The sequence below is a fragment of the Amycolatopsis sp. genome (genome assembly GCF_035546795.1).
GTDB lineage: Bacteria > Actinomycetota > Actinomycetes > Mycobacteriales > Pseudonocardiaceae > Amycolatopsis_E.
On the sequence record NZ_DASZWC010000002.1, the window covers coordinates 127,586 to 147,571 of the forward strand.

General features: G+C 70.4%; 20 protein-coding genes. 10 read left to right on the forward strand and 10 right to left on the reverse strand.

Translation table 11 applies throughout. The annotated features are described in order from the left end of the window. The 6 genes from VHD82_RS02225 to VHD82_RS02250 are packed head-to-tail and all read left to right on the forward strand — an operon-like array spanning position 1 to position 6,630. Positions 1-489, forward strand: coding sequence for an aromatic-ring-hydroxylating dioxygenase subunit beta (locus VHD82_RS02225; protein WP_325696406.1), 489 nt, complete (start codon positions 1-3; stop codon positions 487-489). Continuing rightward, positions 486-2,051: a class I adenylate-forming enzyme family protein gene (locus tag VHD82_RS02230; RefSeq protein WP_325696408.1), complete on the forward strand. Its 1,566-nt coding sequence runs from the start codon at positions 486-488 to the stop codon at positions 2,049-2,051. The genes VHD82_RS02225 and VHD82_RS02230 overlap by 4 nt, the downstream gene beginning before the upstream one ends. Next, positions 2,048-2,809 (forward strand): enoyl-CoA hydratase/isomerase family protein, encoded by a 762-nt coding sequence (locus tag VHD82_RS02235; protein ID WP_325696410.1) that lies wholly within the window; start codon positions 2,048-2,050, stop codon positions 2,807-2,809. The genes VHD82_RS02230 and VHD82_RS02235 overlap by 4 nt, the downstream gene beginning before the upstream one ends. Continuing rightward, positions 2,806-3,990: a CaiB/BaiF CoA-transferase family protein gene (locus tag VHD82_RS02240; RefSeq protein ID WP_325696412.1), complete on the forward strand. Its 1,185-nt coding sequence runs from the start codon at positions 2,806-2,808 to the stop codon at positions 3,988-3,990. Before VHD82_RS02235 ends, VHD82_RS02240 begins: the two co-directional genes overlap by 4 nt. Before the next feature lie 17 nt (positions 3,991-4,007). Further along, a complete protein-coding gene (locus VHD82_RS02245) occupies positions 4,008-5,153 on the forward strand; it encodes an acyl-CoA dehydrogenase family protein (RefSeq protein ID WP_414637429.1) in 1,146 nt (381 codons plus the stop codon). A 10-nt stretch (positions 5,154-5,163) separates the two neighbouring features. Further along, positions 5,164-6,630, forward strand: a complete 1,467-nt coding sequence (locus tag VHD82_RS02250) for an aldehyde dehydrogenase (RefSeq protein ID WP_325696414.1) — start codon at positions 5,164-5,166, stop codon at positions 6,628-6,630. Between the two features lie 39 nt (positions 6,631-6,669). Here the strand turns inward: VHD82_RS02250 and VHD82_RS02255 are convergent, their stop codons facing one another. The 4 genes from VHD82_RS02255 to VHD82_RS02270 are packed head-to-tail and all read right to left on the reverse strand — an operon-like array spanning position 6,670 to position 9,658. Continuing rightward, a complete protein-coding gene (locus VHD82_RS02255; RefSeq protein ID WP_325696416.1) occupies positions 6,670-7,020 on the reverse strand; it encodes a hypothetical protein in 351 nt (116 codons plus the stop codon). A 3-nt stretch (positions 7,021-7,023) separates the two neighbouring features. Further along, positions 7,024-7,800 (reverse strand): enoyl-CoA hydratase, encoded by a 777-nt coding sequence (locus VHD82_RS02260; RefSeq protein ID WP_325696418.1) that lies wholly within the window; start codon positions 7,798-7,800, stop codon positions 7,024-7,026. Continuing rightward, positions 7,797-8,807: a TIGR03617 family F420-dependent LLM class oxidoreductase gene (locus tag VHD82_RS02265; RefSeq protein WP_325696419.1), complete on the reverse strand. Its 1,011-nt coding sequence runs from the start codon at positions 8,805-8,807 to the stop codon at positions 7,797-7,799. Before VHD82_RS02265 ends, VHD82_RS02260 begins: the two co-directional genes overlap by 4 nt. After that, the gene (locus tag VHD82_RS02270) at positions 8,804-9,658 is read right to left on the reverse strand and encodes an acyl-CoA thioesterase (RefSeq protein ID WP_325696421.1); all 855 of its coding nucleotides are present in this window, start codon (positions 9,656-9,658) and stop codon (positions 8,804-8,806) included. Before VHD82_RS02270 ends, VHD82_RS02265 begins: the two co-directional genes overlap by 4 nt. A gap of 98 nt (positions 9,659-9,756) precedes the next feature. Here VHD82_RS02270 and VHD82_RS02275 point away from each other — a divergent pair, with 98 nt between their 5' ends. Next, positions 9,757-10,971 (forward strand): CoA transferase, encoded by a 1,215-nt coding sequence (locus tag VHD82_RS02275; RefSeq protein ID WP_325696423.1) that lies wholly within the window; start codon positions 9,757-9,759, stop codon positions 10,969-10,971. A gap of 150 nt (positions 10,972-11,121) precedes the next feature. Here VHD82_RS02275 and VHD82_RS02280 read toward each other — a convergent pair whose 3' ends face one another. The 3 genes from VHD82_RS02280 to VHD82_RS02290 are packed head-to-tail and all read right to left on the reverse strand — an operon-like array spanning position 11,122 to position 13,351. Beyond that, positions 11,122-12,306 carry a thiolase family protein gene (locus tag VHD82_RS02280; protein WP_325696425.1) on the reverse strand — a complete coding sequence of 395 codons (1,185 nt, stop codon included), beginning with the start codon at positions 12,304-12,306 and terminating at the stop codon, positions 11,122-11,124. Beyond that, positions 12,303-12,728, reverse strand: a complete 426-nt coding sequence (locus VHD82_RS02285) for a Zn-ribbon domain-containing OB-fold protein (protein ID WP_325696427.1) — start codon at positions 12,726-12,728, stop codon at positions 12,303-12,305. The genes VHD82_RS02280 and VHD82_RS02285 overlap by 4 nt, the downstream gene beginning before the upstream one ends. Next, the gene (locus tag VHD82_RS02290) at positions 12,728-13,351 is read right to left on the reverse strand and encodes a cysteine hydrolase (protein ID WP_325696429.1); all 624 of its coding nucleotides are present in this window, start codon (positions 13,349-13,351) and stop codon (positions 12,728-12,730) included. The genes VHD82_RS02285 and VHD82_RS02290 overlap by 1 nt, the downstream gene beginning before the upstream one ends. Positions 13,352-13,445: 94 nt before the next feature. On the opposite strand from VHD82_RS02290, the gene VHD82_RS02295 reads away from it, so the two are divergent. Beyond that, positions 13,446-14,279: an SDR family NAD(P)-dependent oxidoreductase gene (locus tag VHD82_RS02295; RefSeq protein WP_325696431.1), complete on the forward strand. Its 834-nt coding sequence runs from the start codon at positions 13,446-13,448 to the stop codon at positions 14,277-14,279. Here VHD82_RS02295 and VHD82_RS02300 read toward each other — a convergent pair. Further along, the gene (locus tag VHD82_RS02300; protein ID WP_325696433.1) at positions 14,272-16,350 is read right to left on the reverse strand and encodes a PKD domain-containing protein; all 2,079 of its coding nucleotides are present in this window, start codon (positions 16,348-16,350) and stop codon (positions 14,272-14,274) included. The two genes, VHD82_RS02295 and VHD82_RS02300, sit on opposite strands and share 8 nt — an antisense overlap. Before the next feature lie 156 nt (positions 16,351-16,506). Here VHD82_RS02300 and VHD82_RS02305 point away from each other — a divergent pair, with 156 nt between their 5' ends. Then, positions 16,507-17,268 carry an SDR family NAD(P)-dependent oxidoreductase gene (locus VHD82_RS02305; protein ID WP_325696435.1) on the forward strand — a complete coding sequence of 254 codons (762 nt, stop codon included), beginning with the start codon at positions 16,507-16,509 and terminating at the stop codon, positions 17,266-17,268. Positions 17,269-17,271: 3 nt separating this feature from the next. Here the strand turns inward: VHD82_RS02305 and VHD82_RS02310 are convergent, their stop codons facing one another. Beyond that, entirely contained in the window at positions 17,272-17,574 is a 303-nt protein-coding gene (locus VHD82_RS02310) for a hypothetical protein (RefSeq protein ID WP_325696437.1), read from the reverse strand. Between the two features lie 95 nt (positions 17,575-17,669). Here VHD82_RS02310 and VHD82_RS02315 point away from each other — a divergent pair, with 95 nt between their 5' ends. Then, a complete protein-coding gene (locus tag VHD82_RS02315; protein WP_325696439.1) occupies positions 17,670-18,842 on the forward strand; it encodes an amidohydrolase family protein in 1,173 nt (390 codons plus the stop codon). 75 nt (positions 18,843-18,917) lie between these two features. On the opposite strand, the gene VHD82_RS02320 is transcribed toward VHD82_RS02315, so the two are convergent. Continuing rightward, positions 18,918-19,982: a phosphotransferase family protein gene (locus VHD82_RS02320; RefSeq protein ID WP_325696440.1), complete on the reverse strand. Its 1,065-nt coding sequence runs from the start codon at positions 19,980-19,982 to the stop codon at positions 18,918-18,920. Positions 19,983-19,986: the final 4 nt, after the last annotated feature.

Sequence of the window (19,986 nt, forward strand, 5' to 3'; positions counted from 1 at the left end):
ATGACCAGTACCGAGACCACGGCCGTGGGTGTCGACCCGGCGATCCTGTCGTTCCTGTACCTCGAAGCACGGCTCGCGGACGAAGCACGCTACTCCGAGTGGGAAGCGCTCTGGGACGACGACGGGCTCTACTGGGTGCCGATGTCGGAGAACGCGGACCCGGCGCGCGACCTGTCCTACATCTACGACAACCGGCGCCGGATCCACAGCCGGATCGCGCAGCTCAACACGGGCGCGCGGCATTCCCAGACCCCGCCGTCGAAACTGCGCCGCCTGCTGACGAACACCGAACTGCTCGAGCGCGACGCCGAAACGGTCACCGTCGGCTCGAACTTCGTGCTGTACGAGTACCGCTACCAGATGACCACCTGGGCGGGCCGCGTCATCCACCGCGTCCGGCTCACCGAGCAGGGCCCGCGGCTGGTCGCCAAGACCGTGCACCTGGTCAACGCCGGTGGCCCGGTCCCGACGCTGGCGTTCCTGCTGTGAGCACGGCGGCGGCAACGGCGCCGCGGTCGGAGGACCTGCTCGCCGGCACCGTCTGGCACCTGGTCACCCGGCGAGCGGCCGAGAGTCCACATGCGACGGTCGTGGTCGACGAGAACCGCCACCGGGTCACCTTCGCCGAGCTGAAGGAGGCCGCCGAGCGCACGGCCGCCGGCCTGCTGGCCCGGGGCGTCCGGCCCGGGGACGTGGTGTCCTGGCAGCTGCCGAACCGGATCGGCACGATCACCCTCGCGGTGGCGCTGGCCCGACTCGGCGTGGTGCAGAACCCGCTGGTGATGATGCTGCGGGAACGCGAGCTGAAGTTCATCTGCGCTCAGGCGGGCACGCGCTGGCTCGCGGTGCCCGGCACGTTCCGCGGGGTGGACCACGAAGCGATGGGACGGGCCGTGGCGCAGGCCCAGCCCGGCCTGGAGGTCCTGCTCGTCGACGGCGAGCTGCCCGAGGGCGACCCGGCGGCACTCCCCCCGCCGCCCGAAGACCCCGCGGCCGTCCGGTGGATCTTCTACACCTCCGGCACCACGTCGGATCCCAAGGGCGCCAAGCATTGCGACCGTGGGCTGATCGCCGCGTCGAACACGTTCTGCGCCCATCTCGGCGTACGGCCCGAGGACGTCACGGCGACCCTGCTGCCGCTGGCGCACGTCGGCGGGATCGCGCACATCCTCACCGCGCTGATCGCCGGCAGCACCATGGTCACCAGCGCCGTCTTCGTCCCGGACGAGACCCCGGAACTGCTCGCCGCGGAGGGCGTCACGCTGCTGGGCTCGGGCCTGCCGTTCATCCAGGTCTACCTCGCCCGCCAGCGGGAACGGGACACACCGCTGTTCCCGAAGGTCCGGGTCACCATGTGCGGCGGGTCCCCGCGCCCGGAAGCCTTGCACTACCAGGTGAAAGCCGAGCTGGGCGGGGTCGGCGTGGTGTCCGGGTACGGGATGACCGAATGCCCGTACCTGACCTGGGGCCGCTGGGACGACAACGACGCCGACCACGCGAAGTCCGAGGGCCCGCCCGGCCCCGGCGGTGAAGCGATCGTGGTGCGCGAGGACGGATCGCGCGCCCCTGACGGCGAGCCGGGCGAGATCCGGGTCAAGGGGCCGCAGCTCATGCTGGGCTACGTCGATTCTTCGCTGGACGCCGACGCGTTCGACGAGCACGGCTACTTCCGCACCGGCGACCTCGGCTACCGCGACTCGCGCGGCTACGTCACGGTGACCGGCCGGCTGAAAGACGTGATCATCCGCAAGATGGAGAACATCTCCGCGCGCGAACTGGAGGAGCTGCTGAGCACCCATCCCGCGGTCGCCGACGTGGCGGTGATCGGCGTGCCGGACCCGGAGACGGGCGAGCGCGCCTGCGCCGTCGTCGTTCCCGGAAATCCCGCCGCACCACCGGATCTGGCGACGCTGTGCGCGCATCTGCGCGAGCACGGACTGAGCATCCGCAAGCTGCCCGAGCAGCTGGAGCTGATCGATTCGCTGCCCCGCAACGCGATGGGCAAGGTCGTCAAGCGCGAGCTGACCGCGCGGTTCGGGGGCACCCGATGACCGTGCTGTTCGACGTCACCGGCCACGTCGCGACCATCACCCTGAACCGGCCGGACAAGCTGAACTCGTTCAACGAGAAGATGACCCGGGAGATCGCCGGGATCTGGCAGCGGGTCCGCGACGAGGACGACATCCACGTCGCGGTGCTCCGCGCGGCCGGGGACCGGGCCTTCTGCACCGGCATCGACATGACCGAGGGCCCGTGGTGGACCGGGCAGAGCGTGTGGAACCAGGAGGACCCCGGCGTGCTGCTGGGGCCGAAGCAGCACCGGGTGTGGAAACCGGTGATCGCCGCCGTGCACGGGATGGCGGCGGGCGGCGCGATGTACTTCCTCAACGAGGCCGACATCGTGATCTGCTCGCAGGACGCGACGTTCTTCGATCCGCACGCCAACAGCGGCATGGTGTCCGCGCTCGAACCGGTCGGGATGCTGCGCCGCGGCGTCCCGCTCGGCGACGTCGTCCGCTGGGCCTTGCTGGGCAACGAAGAACGCATCACCGCGGAAACCGCGCTGCGGCTCGGGCTGGTCACCGACGTGCTCCCCCGCGACGAGCTGTGGCCCGCCGCGCAGGCGCTGGCCGAAGAGATCGCGAGCCGCCGCCCGGAGGCCATCCAGGGCACCATCCGGGCGATCTGGGAGTCGCTGGACGAACCGCCTTCGCTGTCGCAGCGGCACGGGCTGGCCTACACCCAGCTCGGCAACCCCGGCCGGGGTGAGATGCCGCGGGGACAGCGGCGGGAACGGCGGCTGCGGTGACCGGCCGCCCGCTCGACGGCATCACCGTGGTGAGCCTGGAGCAGGCGGTCGCGGCCCCGTTCGCGACCCGTCAGCTGGCCGATCTCGGCGCCAGGGTGATCAAGGTGGAGCGGCCGGGCAAGGGCGACTTCGCCCGCGGCTACGACGAGACCGTGCACGGGCAGTCGAGCTATTTCGTGTGGCTCAACAGGTCCAAGGAATCGGTCACGCTGGATCTGAAGTCCGAAGACGGCAGGCTGATCCTGGACGAGCTGCTCGCCGGGGCGGACGTGTTCGTGCAGAACCTCGCGCCGGGCGCGGCCGCGCGGATGGGGCTCGGCGCGCCCGAGCTGGCCGGCCGGTTCCCGCGGCTGGTGGTCTGCGACGTGTCCGGGTTCGGCGCGAGCGGGCCGTGGGCCGGCCGCAAGGCCTACGATCTGCTGGTACAGGCGGAAAGCGGGCTGATGTCGCTGACCGGCACGCCCGCGGACATGGTCAAGGTCGGCATCTCGGTGGCCGACATCGCCGCGGGCATGTACGCGTACTCGGGCATCCTCACCGCGCTGTTGCAGCGCGCCAACACCGGGCACGCGCCCGCCGTGGAGGTGTCGCTGTTCGAGGCGCTCGCCGAGTGGATGGGCTCGCCCGCCTACTACACCGAATACGGCGGCAGCGCACCGGAACGCGTCGGCGGCCAGCACGCCACGATCGCGCCGTACGGGCCTTACCCGACCGCGAGCGGCGATGTGCTCGTCATCGCCGTGCAGAACGACCGTGAGTGGGCCCGGTTCTGCGCCGACCTGCTCGCCGACGAAGGACTGGCGACCGATCCCCGCTTCGCCCGCAATTCGGCGCGGGTCGCGAACCGGGCCGTGCTCAACGACCTGATCGCCGCCCGGCTGTCCGATTTGGACACCGACGCCGCGGTGAAGCTGCTCGACGCGGCGGGTATCGCCAACGCACGGCTGCGCACCATGCCGCAGTTCCTCGACCATCCCGTGCTCGCCGGACGCGGGCGCTGGCACGAGGTCGGCACCCCCGGCGGCCCGGTGCGGGCCCTGCAGCCGCCGGTCACCCTGGGCGGGGTGCGCCCGCGGATGGACCCGGTCCCCGCCGTCGGCGAGCACACCGGGGAGATCCTGCGCGCACTCGGCCGCACCGACACCGAAATCGATCGGCTCCGCGCCGACCGCGTCATCTAGCTGGAGGCCTGGTGGAGCTGAATTCCGAAGAGCAGGCGGTGGTCGACACCGTCCGGGACTTCGTGGACCGCGACGTCCGGCCGGTGGCCGCCGAACTGGAACACGCCAACGAGTACCCCGAGAAGCTCATCGAGCAGATGAAGCAGCTCGGCATCTACGGGCTGGCGATTCCCGCGCCGTGGGGCGAAGCCCCGGTGTCGGCGCCCTGCTACGTCGGGGTGACCGAGCAGCTCGCGCGCGGCTGGATGAGCCTCGCCGGCGCGATGGGCGGGCACACGGTGGTCGCGAAGCTGCTGCTCGCGTTCGGCACGCGGGAACAGCAGGACCGGTACCTGCCCAAGATGGCGACGGGCGAGATCCGGGCCACGATGGCGCTGACCGAACCCGGCGGCGGCTCGGACCTGCAGGCGATGAAGACCGTGGCCAAGCGCGACGGCGACGGATATCTGGTCAACGGGGCGAAGACCTGGATCAGCAACGCGCGGCGCTCACAGCTGATCGCATTGCTGTGCAAGACCGATCCGGCCGCGATGCCCCGGCATCGCGGCATCTCCGTGCTGCTCGTCGAACACGGCCCCGGTCTGGAGGTCTCCCGCGACCTGCCGAAGCTGGGCTACAAGGGCGTCGAGGCCTGTGAACTGTCCTTTTCGGACTACCGCGCGCCCGCGTCGGCGGTGCTGGGCGGTGTCGAGGGGCACGGGTTCTCGCAGATGATGAAGGGCCTGGAGATCGGCCGCATCCAGGTGGCGTCGCGGGCGCTGGGCGTCGGCCGGGCCGCGTTCGACGACGCGCTGAGGTATTCGCAGGAACGGGAAAGCTTCGGCAAACCGATCTGGCAGCACCAGTCGATCGGGAACTACCTGGCCGAAATGGCGACGAAACTGACCGCCGCCCGCCAGCTGACGCTGTACGCCGCGCGCAAGTACGACGCGGGCGAACGGTGCGACATGGAGGCCGGGATGGCGAAGCTGTTCGCCTCCGAGGCCGCGATGGAGATCGCGCTGAACGCGGTGCGCGTGCACGGCGGCTACGGTTATTCGACGGAGTTCGACGTGGAGCGCTATTTCCGCGACGCCCCACTGATGATCGTCGGCGAGGGCACGAACGAGATCCAGCGCAACGTGATCGCTTCCCAGCTGGTCAAACGTGGCGGCCTGAACTAGGAGAAATGCGATGGAGCAGTTCAATCTCTACATCGACGGCAAGGCGGTGCCCGCCGCGTCCGGCCGGACCTACGAGAGTGAAGATCCCTACACCGGGAAGCCGTGGGCGCAGGTGGCGGACGGCGCCGCCGAGGACGTGGACCAGGCCGTGGCCGCCGCGCGGGCCGCGCTGTCCGGGCCGTGGGGCGCGCTGACCCCGCCGGAACGGGGTGAGCTGCTGCGCAAGCTGGCCGCGCTGATCACCCGCGACGCGGAGCGGCTCGCCGAGCTGGAGGTGCGCGACGGCGGCAAGCTGATGCGCGAGATGTCGGGGCAGGCCAAGGGACTCTCGGCCTGGTACACCTACTACGCCGGGCTGGTCGACAAGCTGCAGGGCGAAGTCATCCCGACCGGCAAGCCGAACTATCTGGTCTACACCCGGCACGAACCGGTCGGTGTGGTCGCCGCGATCACGCCGTGGAACTCGCCGCTGCTGCTGCTGACGTGGAAGCTCGCGCCCGCGCTGGCGGCCGGGTGCACGATCGTCGTCAAGCCCAGCGACTACACGCCCACGTCCACGGTCGCGCTCGCCGAGCTGATCACCGAGGCCGGGTTCCCGCCCGGTGTCTTCAACGTGATCACCGGCTGGGGCCCGGAAACCGGGAAGGCGCTTTCCTCGCACCCCGGGGTGGACCGGGTCGCCTTCACCGGCAGCACCGAGACGGGCCGGGCGGTGGCGCACGCGGCCGCCGACAACATCACGAGCGTCAGCCTCGAACTGGGTGGCAAGTCGGCGCAGGTCGTCTTCGCCGACGCCGACCTGGACGCGGCCGCCAACGGCCTGATCGCCGGGGTGTTCGCCGCGGCAGGGCAGACCTGCCTGGCCGGTTCCCGGTTGCTGGTCGAGGAATCCGTCGCCGAAGCGCTGGTCGAGAAGGTGGTCGAACGGGCGAACCAGATCGTCATCGGCGACCCGCGCGCCGCCGGCACCGAGATGGGCCCGCTGGCCAACGACCGCCAGTACGCCAAGGTGCTGGAGCATTTCAAGGCCGCCCGAGAGCAGGGCGTGACCATCGCCTGCGGCGGCGAAGCGGTGTCCGAACTCGGCGGCTACTTCGTCCGCCCGACGGTGCTGACGAACCTGCCCGCCGACGCGCGCGCGATCACCGAGGAGATCTTCGGCCCGGTGCTGGCGGTCAGCACGTTCTCCTCCGAGGACGAGGCGGTCAGCCTGGCCAACGGCACGCCCTACGGCCTGGCCGGTTCGGTGTGGACGAAGGACGTGCACCGGGCGCACCGGGTCGCCGCGCGGCTGCGGGCGGGCACCGTCTGGGTCAACGCCTACCGCGCGGTGGCTCCGGAGGTGCCGTTCGGCGGGATGGGCCTGTCGGGCATCGGGCGTGAGAACGGCGCGGACGCGATCCTCGACTACACCGAGACCAAGGCCGTGTGGGTGGAGCTGTCCGGCGAGACCCGCGACCCGTTCACCCTGGGCTGATTCCGTTGGGGCCCTTGGGAAAGGGCCCCAACGGTCAGCTCACGCGGTGCGCCGGGGGCCGTGCGGGCGCCAGGAGGTCATCACGATGGTCCCCATGTCCAGGCTCTCGCTCAGCGTCATCTCGCCGGCACCGATGCGGCGCAGGAACTCCGCCATCACCTCGTCCGGATCCCCGTCCAGCTCGTAGGTGGCGAGGTAGCGGTGGGCGGGCGAGCCCATGCCCTCGGCCTCCGGCGAGTTCATCGGCGCGAGCTCGTAGCGCTGCGCGGCGCACACCCCGGGCACCTTCAGCACATCCGCGAGATGGGTCTGGTCGTACCACTCGTTGTAGGCGTCTTCCTGACCCTCGGCCGGGTTGGACAGCACCAGCAGGACACTGTTTTCGGTCATCTGTTACCCCTTTTCTCCGTTGAACTGGGCACGATTGCGGTTCAGCACGGCGACCCGGCGCTCCTCCAGCCCGCCGAGGTCGGAGTCGTGCGCGCCGGCGATCCTGGTCTCGATCTCCAGTGCCGGGCCGAGCAGGCTGCCGGCGCTTTCGGTGTAGATCCGCTTGAGCCCGGCCATCGCCGGCACGGGCACCCCGGCTATCGCGGCCGCGAGTTCGAGCGCCCGGTCGCGCAAACCGTTGTGGGGTACCACTTCGGTGACCAGCCCGAGCCGCTCCGCGCGCGCGGCGTCGACCACCTCGCCGGTCATCGACATCCGGCGCGCCTGGGCCGGCCCGACGAGCTGGGGCAGGCGCGCGGTGAGGCCGCCACCGGGGAGGACACCGACGCGCACGTGCGTGTCGGCGAAGACGGCGCGATCCGACGCGACCAGGAAATCGCACCCCAGCGCCAGTTCCAGCCCTCCGGTGAAGGCGGCCCCGTTGACCGCGCCGATGATCGGCGTGCGCACCAGTGCGGCCTGGCCGATGCAGTTCTCCTCCTCGAACCGGCGGAAGTACGCGGCGCCTTCGGACGCGGCCTGCTTCAGGTCCACGCCCGCGCAGAACGCCGGATCGGCGCCCGTCAGCACTATCGCGTGCACCCCGGCGTCGCCGTCCGCGTCGAGCAATGCCTTGTACAGCGCGCTGATCAGCTCGCCGTTCAGCGCGTTGCGCGCCTCCGGCCGGTTCAGCGTGAGGACACGCACCGCGCCCACGTCTTCGGTCAACAGCACGCTCACGCCACCACTCCCGTCCGCGCCACGCCCGCCACTTCGGCGAGCACCTCAGGATCCGCCGCGTACGGCGTGTACAGCGGCGTGCGGGTGAACACGTCGCCGTAGCGCCGCACCAGTTCCCGGCCGGCTTCGGCCGGTTCGCCCACGACGGCGAAGGCGTGCAGCACCTCGTCGGGAATCAGCGAGCCCATCTCGGTCCACCGGCCCGCCTTCGACATCGTGTGCAGCTCGTCGCCGAGCGCGCCCCAGCCGTGCTTCTCCAGCACGGACCGGTAAGCGGGAGTCGAGGCGTAGAACGCGATCTGGCCGCGCACGGCCGAATCGGCGGCCGCGAACTCCGCTTCGGTCCGGCCGGTCACGACGAACGGCGAGCCCACGATCTCGAAGCCGTCCAGGTCTCCCCCGCGGCCGGCGGCGAGCGCGGGCAAGGTGACTTCACGCAGGTAGGCCTCGGTGGTGAAGCCGTGGCACAGGAAACCGTCGGCGACCTCGCCGGCGACCTTCGTCATCGCCGGCCCGACCCCGGCGAGCAGCACCCGCGGGCTGCCGTGCCCGTGCGGTTCCGGCGTGAACATCGGGGTCATCAGGGTGTGCTGGTAGAACTCGCCCTCGAACTCCAGCGGCGCGCCCTCGTGCCAGCAGGCCCAGATCGCCCGCAGCGCCAGGATGTACTCCCGCATCCGCGGCGCCGGATGCGACCACGGCATACTGAACCGGCGGGTGATGTGCGCCCTGATCTGGCTGCCCAGCCCGAGCAGCAGGCGCCCGCCGGAGAGCGCCTGCAGGTCGTTGGCCAGCACGGCGGTCGACATCGGGGTGCGGGCGAAGGCCAGCGCGATCGCGGTGCCCAGCGAGATCCGCCGGGTGGCCGTCGCGGCGAGGCTCAGCCCCAGGAACGGGTCGTGCTTGATCTCGCTCGTCCAGAGCCCGTCGTAGCCGTCACGCTCCGCGCGCTCGGCCGCGCCGCGCGGATCGAGCACGCCCGCCGGAACAGTGGTGTCGACCTTCACCGAGCCTCCTTACCGTATGGTCCGCGCGCCCAGTCGGGCCGGGTGTCGGGCCCGCGGAACAGCGCTTCCTGCGTCAGGCTCGCGGCCAGTGTCCCGTCGGCGCGGCGGACGGTGCCGGTGTACCAGCCGCGTCCGCCGGCGACGGTTTGCGGCACCAGGTCGGTCAGCACCCACTCGTCGAGCCGGACGGGCCGGTGGAACCAGAGCGCGTGATCCAGGCTCGCCCCGGTCACGCCGTCGTTGCCGTGCAAGGGAAAGAGGCCGCTGGAGATGTCCGAGAGGTAGGTCAGCACGCAGGCGTGCACGAGCGGCGACTCCGGCAGCGCCGCGGTGCAGCGCGCCCAGAACCGGGTCGGCCATTCGGCGTCCTCGTGCTCCTGGGGCGGCAGCCTGGCCTCGATCGAGAGCAACCGGGGCAGGAGCGCTTCGCCCAGCTCGTCCGCGGGCGGTACGGCCGGCGCTCCGCCGAATTCGCGGTCGGCACCCGGCTCGGGCGCCACGAACGAGGCGGAGAGGGTGAAGATGGGCTTACCGTCCTGGATCGCCACGACGCGCCGCGCCGAATACGAGCGGCCGTCGCGGTCGCGGTCCACCCGGTAGATCGTCGGCTTGGCGGTGGCGCCGCCGCGAAGGAAGTATCCGTGAAGTGAGTGCGGGGCCCGTTCCTCCGCGACTGTCAGACCGGCGGCCTTCAGCGCCTGCGCGGCGATCTGCCCGCCGTAGAGCGGATAGGGCTCGTCGGCGGACGGTGCCGCCCGGTAGAGGTCCTGCTCGACCCGCTCCAGCTCGAGCAGGCCGAGCACGGAGCCGGGGCCTGCCACCGGGGTGGCGGCCTGGTTCAGCGATGCCATTCCGGAAACATACCTTGAGTCAGATTCGTCGGTCCAGCCTCAGCAAAAGCCCACCAGAAACACATGACATAAGGTGACGCGACCGTTAGAATTCTCCCGTGATCGCCATCATGAACGGAATCCGCGTACTCGAAGTCGCGTCGTGGACCTACGTCCCCGTCGCCGGCGGCATCCTGGCCGAATGGGGCGCCGACGTCATCAAGGTCGAGCATCCCGAGACCGGAGACCCGCAGCGCGGGCTGGTCACCTCGGGCCTGGTCCCCCTCGGCGGCGTCGCCCACATGGTCGAGTTGCCCAACCGGGGCAAACGCAGCGTCGGACTGGACATCAAGTCCGAGGAAGGGCGCGAGCTGCTGCTTCGCCTCGCCGCGCAGTCCGACGTCTTCCTCACCAACTTCCTGCCCGCGCAGCGGGCGAAGCTGAGGATAGACGTGGACGACATCCGCGCGGTGAACCCCGACATCATCTACGCCCGCGGTTCGGCACACGGCCAGCACGGCCCGGAGGCCAACGAGGGCGGCTACGACAACTCCACCTTCTGGGCCCGCTCCGGCGCCGCCGACACGGTCAGCCCGGACGAGCTCGGCTACCCGGTCACGCAGCCCGGCGCCGCGTTCGGCGACGTGCTCGGCGGGCTGACCATCGCCGGCGGCATCTCGGCCGCGCTGCTGCACCGCGAGCGCACCGGCGAAGCCCTCACCGTCGACGGCTCGCTGCTGTCCATGGGTGCCTGGGCGATGGGCGCGAGCATCGCCGCGTCGGCGGCCTTCGGGGTCGAGCGCATCCCGCGCTACCGCCCGGCCGACGCACCGAACTCGCTGGTCAACAGCTACGCCACCAAGGACGGCCGGTTCGTCTCGCTGGTCATGCTGCAGACCGACAAGTTCTGGCCGGAACTGGTCGCCGCGCTGGGCCGCCCCGAGCTGGCGACCGATGAGCGCTTCGCCGACCACGCCGCCCGGATGAAGAACAACAAGGAGGCGAACGCCGAACTCGCCGCCCTGTTCGGCGCCCGCACCTTCGAAGAGGTCACCGAAGTGCTGTCCGCGGGCCGCGGGCCGTGGGCGCCGGTACAGCGGCCGATCGACGTGCTGTCCGACCCGCAGATGGTCGCCAACAACTATCTGCGGGAACTCAAGGACGCCAACGGGAACGCGTTCCAGCTGGTGCCGGCGCCGCTGCAGTTCAACGGTGAGCCGGGCGACACCCGCCGGGCGCCGGGGCACGGCGAGCACACCGACGAGGTGCTCGGCGAGCTGGGCCTGGACATGGACCGGATCATCGAGCTGAAGGTCGCCGGCGCCGTCCTGTAGGACGACCCGGTGGCGGTACCGTTTTCCGCGGTACCGCCACCGGGACTGTGCCGTTCGTTACCAATCCGGCCACAGCCACGGCGGAAACCGGTCTCTACGAGCAGATCGGCCGCGGGTGCGTATCCACCTATTTCCGGTCGGATTGGTAACTCAGCCTTCGCGGCGCAACAGCAGGCAGCCGGCCTCGGGCCCGCCGCCGATACCCACCGCCGCGATCTCCACGTCCTTGGTGATCTGCCGCTCCCCCGCCTCGCCCCACAGCTGCACACAGGCTTCGTGCAGGAACCCGTAGCCGTGCAGCCGGCCCGCGGAGAGCTGGCCGCCGTGGGTGTTGATCGGCAGCCGGCCGTCCGGCGCGTAGTAGGCCGAATCCTCCAGGAACGGGCCGACCTCGCCGTGCTTGCAGAAGCCCAGCGCCTCGATCCACTGCGCGCACAGGTAGCTGAACCCGTCGTACAGCTCGGCGAAGTCCACGTCCGCCGGGGTCAGCGTGGTCTGGCTCCACATGTGCTGCGCGGAATCGTGCGCGGCCATCGTGGTCAGGTCCGTGCGCTGGTCCCAGGTGTGCCGCTCGTAGAGGCCCGAACCGGCGGCCTCGATCGCGATCGCCGGACGGCCCGAGTTCCCGGCCGCGTCCCGGCGGGACAGGATCACCGCGGTGGCCCCGTCACACGGGACGTCGCAGTCGTAGAGGCCGAACGGGTAGGAGATCAGCCGCGCGGAGAGGTAGTCCTCCAGCGTCATCGGGGCGGTGTAGATCGCCTTCGGGTTGCGCGCCGCGTTCCGCCTGCCGTTGAGCGGAATCTGCCCGAGTTGCTCGCGGGTCAGCCCGAACTCGTACATGTAGCGCTGGGCGTAGAGGGCGATCCAGTTCGCCGGGGACGCCGCGCCGAAGGGCATCCGGAACTCCGAGTGCCCGCCGGCGCGTTGCGCGACGTTCGTGAGCGCCTGCGCACGCCCGGCCGCCTGCGCGGTGGACTCGAAGACGCTCCGGAAGCACAGCACGTGAGTGGCGCGGCCGGTGGCGATCGCGGCGGCCGCGTCCATCAGGGTGCCCGCCTGGCCCGGGGTCTCCGAACCGCTGATCACCCACGTCGTGCGCAGGCCCAGCGCGTCACGGATGTCGTGCGTGGTGGCCCCGACGAAGCCGCCCTCGGCCGGCACCGGGCCGGGATAGCTGGCCACACCGTCCACATCGGACGGATCGAGCCCGGCGTGCGCGATGGCCTCCAGTGCCGCGTCGATGGCCAGGTCCACCCCGCCGCGGCCGAGCTTACGGCCCACCGCGGACTGACCGACCCCGGCGATGACCGCCTTCCCGTCGACGAACGTCATGCCACAATCCCTTCAGCAGGCCGGAAAACCGGAATCCACACATCCTCGTGCTGCTCGAACACGACCTCGACGGCCATCCCGATCCGCACGTCCTCGACCGCGCAGTCCACGATCTGCGTGGTCAGCCGGACCTCGGGATCCTCGGCCAGCTCGACGATCGCCACCACGTAGGGCGGCGGGAACGCGTCGCCGAACCACGGGTGGTGGTTGACGGTGTACGAGGCCACCGTCGCGCGGCCGGAGACCGGCTCCGGGGCGACATCCCTGCTGCGGCAACGGAAACACACGCCCACAGGGGGGTGGAAGTAGCGCGAGCACGAGCGGCAGCGGTGGATCCGCAGCTCACCCTCGGCACCCCCGGTCCAGAACGGGGTGGAATCCGCGGTCTGGGCCGGCAGGATGCGATACGCGGGCCGGGTCATCAGGCCTTCCTTTCTCGGTCGGGCACCGGCGCGGCGATCTCGCGGCGCACGGTCTCGGAGTCGGTGATGCGCGCGACCGCCGAGAGCAGCCCGCGCATCATGAACTCGTGTTCCTCCGGCGAAGTGCCGGCGACGCAGTCGTCCGGGATCCGCACGTGGTAGCCGCGGTTGACGGCCTCCAGCGACAGCCCCGGCACGGCCACGTTGGTCGACACCCCGGTGACCACGAGGGTCTCCACATCCCACAGGCGAAGCACCGCGTCGAGATCGGTGCCGTAGAACGCGGTCAGCCCGGTGGTGCGGAGGCTGACGTGGTCGCCGTCCCGTGGCGTGAGTTCCGGTGGCGCCAGCGTGTCGGGCGTGCCCGCGATCATCGACCGGCGTTTGATCGCCAGTGCGTTGAGCAGCGAGTTGCGCCGCAGGCCGGCCAGGTCCGGGCGGTGCGCGATGTGGCAGTGCACCACCGGCAGCCCGGCCGCGCGGAAGTCCTCGGCCAGCCGCGCGATCCGGGGCACGATGCCCCGTTCGGCCGCCTGCCGCGCGAGCGCGGGCGTGACCGACCGCTCCGGGTCGAGGATGCCCTGCTGGCACTCGCTGATCACGAGCGCCGGGTTCGGCCCCATCGCCGCTCCCCTCATAAGTCTGACGTGTCGACTACAGACTATTCCCAGTAGAGAGCAGCTTCGCAAGGAATTCTGTTGACAGAATCTGACAGTAGTGACACCTTTCTGGAAGCGGCACACGACGAAGTGGGAGACGGACATGGGTGAGCTGATGGCGGGCAAGGTGGCGCTGGTCTCGGGGTCCACCCGGGGCATCGGGCGGTCGATCGCCGAGCACCTGGCCGGTCAGGGTGCCTCGGTCGTGGTCACCGGGCGCACCGTGGAGAAGGGCGAGAAGGTCGTCAGCCGGATCCGCGAGGCGGGCGGCACCGCGGAGTTCCTCCGCCTCGACGTCACCGACGAGGCCAACGTGCGCGAGGTGATCGAGGAGACGGTGCGCCGGTTCGGCTCGCTGACCACCCTGATCAACAACGCCGCGCCCACCGAGGTCGTCGCCGGCACCGTGAAGGACGTCGCCGACTACACCACCGAGGAGTGGAACAAGGTCCTGGTCGGCACCTTGACGGGCAACGTGTTCTGGGCCTCGAAGTACGCCTGGCCACACCTGTCCGCGGCCCCGGGCGCGGCCATCGTGAACATCTCCTCGGGCCAGGCCATCGCCGGGTTCAAGGGCTTCGGCGCCTACGGTGCCGCGAAGGCCGGGGTCACCTCGCTCACCCGGACCCTCGCGGTGGAGGGCGCGCCGCACGGGATCCGGGCGAACTCGGTGCTGGTCGGCCGCGTCGTCTCCGGCCGGGGCGACTCCGGCCACCACACCGGTGGTGGCCGGCTCACCCGGATCGGCAACCCGATGGACATCGCCTACGCCGTCGCCTACCTCGCCTCCGACCAGGCCGAGTTCGTCACCGGCGCGCAGCTCACCGCGGACGGCGGCTTCTCGATCAACGGCGATGCCGTCGCCGACGCCGAAGCCGCCGCCGTCAGCTGACGACGACGCGCGCCGAGGCGACGTTGGGCAGGCGCCGGAACGGTGTCTGCCCGTCGCCGTCGCGGTGACCGCACACCCGGGCCGTGGCGAAGTACGTGCCCGGCGCGTCGTAGACATGGGTGGTGGTCAGCGAAACCGACTTCTCGGCACCGCTGACCGCGGGCCGGAACGGGAAGGTGCCATGACCGTCGAAATCCCACTCGACGGACACGATGGTGCCACCCGCCGGCGGCGCCTCGGCCCGGACGGTCAGCTCCACCGGGTCCCCGGCCTTCACCTCCGTGCGGGCTTCGCCGTTGGCCTCGACCACGACCACCGGCTGCACCCCGCCCCGCCCGGACGCTGTCGCGGGCAGGCCGACCTGCCCGTCCCGGTAGCTGTACGTGGTGGCAGGTGGCGCTTCCCCGTCCTCCACCCAGCGGATCAGGTCGGCCAGGCCCTGTTCGATGATCGGGAAGTAGTCGACCAGCCAGGTGCTGCTCGCCCGCGAAGGCGAGTCCGGCAGGTACACCGGCGGGATGTGCTCGGCGTTTTCCGTCCACTGCAAGCGAAAACGCTCCGCCGCGCCTTCCTCGCCCTGGGTGGCGCGCACGGCACTCGCGTAGATCAGGCCCTGCGAAGGCCACAACGACGAGTCGTGCGTGTGGTGGATCCACAGCAGCTTGCCCGAGTAGTGCCCGGTGTAGGAGACGCCCATCAGCGGGGACATCAGCGGCACCGGATGCTGCGGGTAGACCGGGATCCCGTTGACCCGCAAGGAATCGAACTGCGGGTCGGCCATCAGGTGGTGCCGGTGGAAGTAGCAGAACGCGAGGAACCGGCGGTTGTCGACGTGGATCTCGTCGCCGGCCCGGACCCCGCGGAAGCGCTGCAGGTTGGCCTCGCCACGCCCGTCGGCGACGAGCAGCTCGCCCGCGGTTCCCGTGCAGTAGAGCTGACGCCCCTCGGCCTCGCCACTGGCCACCCGCAGCCCGGTGCCGAGGCGGTAACCGGCCGGAAGATCGCGCAGTACCACGGCGTAGGGCAGATCGGCGCCCCCGCTCGCGCCGATGATCTGTGCCGTGCCGCGGATCAGCTGGTATTCCGGGCCGGCGAACTCCGGGTCCTGGGCCAGCTCGCCGATCGTGACCACGCGTTCCACGGTGGTGACCACGTCGAGTACGTCGTCGCGCACGGCCTCGGGATGGTCGTGCCCGACATAGCCCGGCTGCGTCCAGAAGTTCTCGAAATAGGCCGGATCCTGCTCGAACAGCTGGTCGGCGATCGAGGACCAGAGCCAGATCTGCCCCATCGGCGCGCCGATCATGTACTCGTCGCCGCGCGGGAAACCCTGCCGGTACAGGCTCGCGAGCTCCTCGCGCTCGTGCGAGGTGAGCCCGGCGAACGGATCGCCGCTGCCGCCCGGGCGGGTCGCGTCCACCAGCGGTTCCATCTTGTCCCGCAGCAGCCGCTGGACGTTGAACATGCACGCGAAGCTCATCACCTGCGCGCCACGGATCCGTTCGGTGGCAGGGAAATCCGCCACGTCACCGCCACCCATGAACGGCAGCGCCCCGTCGAACACGTCGGGAGCGTTCTCCAGCAGCAGTGGCGACCGGCGCCCGCCGCCGGAGCCGCCCCACACGTAGGCGTGATGCGGCGGGGAGCCGTACACTTGCGCGGCGACGTGCTTGGAAAACCGCGCGGCTTCGGCCGCCGCGCGCCAGCCGTACAGCGTCGCGTCCTCGCCGCCCTTGGGATCGATGTCGTCGCCGATGTGCCCCATGTTCGATTCGACCATGTAGCCACCGAGGCGGGCCGTCAGCCCGACCCCGCCCATCGCGTCCCCGAGCGCGCCGCCGAAGAAGTCTTCGTGCCCGGCGTGCGCGCCCTCCATGGGCTGGATCAGCCTGCCCTGCCATTCGGCGGCGGCGGGGAAGTAGAAGGTGAATCTGGTGTCACAGCCGGAAAACCCGCCGTGCACGTGACGGTGCGGGTGTGGCTGCTCCCGCCATTCGTCGACGTCGACATAGGGCTCACCGAAATAGGAATCCGTGACCCGGTAGGACGCACACTCGATCGATGCCGTCATCTCGTCTCCTCGGCCCAGGGCCGCGACAGCGCGGCCGCAGGCCGAGACTAGGAACAATCTGACAGTGTGTCAACGCTCACATGCGCCGGACGCCTTGTACCTCCCGGCGCCACGTCAGCACAGTAGACAGTCATGTCACATCAGGAAGGATCTCTCATGACAGACTCGCTCAGCGGAACCCGGGTGCTCGTCACCGGTGGCGCCAGCGGCATGGGCGCGGGCGTCGTGCGCGCGTTCGCCGCCGCCGGCGGTTCGGTGATCTCGTGCGACATTCAGGAAGACGCGGGCACGGACATCGCGAAGGAAGCGGGCGCCCGGTTCGTCTCCTGCGACGTTTCCTCGCCCGGCTCGGTGGAAAACGCCTTCGCGGAGGCGGCGAACCTGCTCGGCGGGCTGGACGTGCTCGTGCACGCCGCGGGCATCGCACCGGGCGCGCCGGCGGAGCAGATCACCGCCGAGGAGTGGGACCAGGTCCTCGACATCAACGCCAAGGGCACGTTCCTCACCAACCAGGCCGCGTACCGGCGGCTGAGCGAGTACGGCGGGCGGATCATCAACTTCGCCTCCGCCGCCGGGGTGATCGGCCTACGCAACAAGGCGCACTACGCCGCGAGCAAGGGCGCCGTGCTGGGCTGGACCCGGACCGTCGCGCAGGAATGGGGCGCCGCCGGCATCACGGTGAACGCGATCGCGCCCGCCATCTCCACGCCGATGTACGCCAAGACGCGTGCCTCGATGAGCGCCGAACAGCTCGCGGCACACGACGCGCAGCTGAAGGCCGTGATGCCCATCGACGGCAGGCTCGGCGAGGTCGACCGCGACCTGGTGCCGCTGCTGGTGTTCCTCGCCGGGCCGGGCGCCCGGTTCATCACGGGTCAGGTGTTCGCCGTCGACGGCGGGATGCTGATGGTCCGCTGAGGCTCACCAGGTGGTGTTGCGGCGCGCCTTGCCCGGATAGCCGAAGAACTTCTCGAAGTTCGCGTCATTGATCGGCTGCGCACGGTTGCGCTCGGCACCGGCCTCCAGATCACGCAGCCGCTCCTGCGCCTCCTGGAGCGCCGCCTCGTCCCGCGGAGTACTCTCCGCAAGCTCGCGAACACGTGCACGCATCGTCCGAATCTCGATTTCCAGGCGCGCCCCGGCCTCGCCGAACGTCAACAGGTCGTAATCGTCCTCCTCGGGCCGCTCGACCGTGATTTCCTCTTGTTTCTGGGACATCTCCACTCCTTCACGCCTCTGGTGAGACCCGCTACAAGGTTATATTGTCAGATAGACACCGCGTCAGAAAGTACCTCGGTAGAACCCACTGGAGGGCAAAGATGCCATTACAGGACCACCATCAGATCGTCTCGGTCGACGACCACCTCGTGGAGCACCCGCGGGTGTGGCAGGACCGCATCCCCGCGAAGTTCCGCGACGCGGCGCCGTTGATCAAGGAGGTCGACGGCAAGCACCTGTGGCACTACGACGGCAAGATCTTCCCCACCATCGGGCTGAACGCGGTGGCGGGCAAGGACCCCAAGGAATGGGGCCTGGACCCGGTCCGCTACGAGGACATGATCCCCGGCTGTTACGACCCGGTCGCCCGGGTGAAGGACATGGACCTGGACGGGGTCCAGGCCGCGCTGTGCTTCCCGTCCTTCCCCGGTTTCGGTGGCAGCACGTTCTTCCGCGCGCAGGACAAGGAGCTGGCCTACCTGTGCGTGCAGGCCTGGAACGACTTCTACATCGACGAATGGTGCGCGAGCGCCCCGGAGCGGTTCGTCCCGATGGCCATCCTGCCGGTGTGGGACATCGACCTGACCGTCAAGGAGGCCGAACGCGTCGCCGCCAAGGGCGCCCGCACGCTCTCCTTCCCGGACAGCCCGGTGCCGCTCGGCCTGCCGTCGTTCCACAGCGACCACTGGGACCCGCTGTGGCAGGTGTGCAGTGACACCGGGATGCCGGTCTCCCTGCACTTCGGCTCGGGTTCGTACATGCCCGGTTTCTCGTTCAGCGCCATGAAGCCGGTCGCCGGAGAGATGCAGCCGGTCGACGCGCCGTTCGTGGTGCCGACCGTGCTGTTCTCGTCGAACCTGATGTGGAGCACGGTCGACCTGCTGTTCTCCGGCGCGCTGCAGCGTTTCCCGAACCTGCAGATCTCCCTCGCCGAGGGCGGGATCGGCTGGATCCCCTACATCCTGGAGCGGTGTGACTTCGTGTGGGACCGGCACCGCTGGTACCAGCCCATCGACCGGGAGACCCGGCCCAGCGACCTGTTCCGCGAGCACTTCTGGGGCTGCTTCATCGACGACGAGCACGGTGTGGCGAACCGCTACGCGATCGGCGTCGACCGCCTCACGCTGGAGATCGACTACCCGCACTCGGACTCGAACTGGCCCAACAGCCGCAAGCGCGCCCACGAGGTGCTGGCCGACGTGCCCGACGACGAGGTCGAGATGATCGTGGAGACCAACGCGCGCCGCATGCTCAACTTCCCCCGCGCGAGCTGAACCGCGCGGGGCGGGTAAGCCGAGACGCGGTGAGAGAACGCCGGGAGCGGGCCATCCCCCCGCTCCCGGCGTTTCTCACAGCCTGCCCAGCGACTGCTCCACCAGCCCCACGGCACGCGTGGGATAGATCGCCGCGATCTCCGCCGGCACCCGGCCGGTTTCCACCAGCACGTCCGCGAGCCTGCTGGAGATCAGGGTCATCACCACGCCCGCGAGCAGTTCGTAGTAGTCGATGTCCGGCACGGGCGCGCCACCGAGCTCGGTGTAGCGGGCGATCGTCCCGGCCCGGTCCGGCACACCCGCCAGGCGCTTGCGGCCCTGCGCTTCGCACAGGTACTGCTCGAACATCAGCCACCAGCCGAGGTCGATCCCGGCGGGCCCGACTGTCGCGGTCTCCCAGTCGAACAGGGCCGCGACCGACAGGTCGTCCGCGAAGCAGATGTTCCCCGGCCGCGCATCGCCCCACACCACGCCTTCGCCGGGGTCGGCTGGCCGGTGGCTCAGCACGTGCGCGAGGCCCGCGTCGAGGATCTCCGGGCCGAACCGGCGGCTCGGGCCACACCAGTCGTACCAGCGTTCCAGCTGCATGAGATAGCGGTCCAGCGCCGTCCCGGTGCCCTCGGGTTCCAGGAACGCCAAGCCGTCCCGCCAGTCCACCCGGTGCAGCGCGACCAGCGCGGCCAAACCGTTGTCGTGCAAGGTTTCGCGCTGGGTGGCGGAAAGTTCGGTGGTCCAGCCGCGAGCGTGCCAGCTCGGCACGTCGCCGGGGATCCGGCCGGGTACCCGCTCCATGACGTAGAACGGCGCGCCGAGGACAGCGGGATCCGGTTCGGTGAACCAGATCCGGGGCACCGGCACGCCCGGCTTGCCGGCGAGCCCGCGCATCACGGCGGCCTGGCGGAGCGCGTCGGGCGCGACGAACAGCTGCTGATCCGGGGACTGCACGCGCACCACCAGCTCAGCGTGCCCAGTCCCGCCTTCGGGCGTCGTCCAGGACGCGTCGGCGAACACCGTCCGGCCCGAATAGCCCGCGTCGGGCTGTGTCAGCTCCCCGAGCCGGACGTCGCGCCAGCCTTGCCGCTCCAGCCAGTCGCCGAGCACTTCGCGGGTCACCGTCGTGTCCGTGGAGTTGGTGGTCACGGAA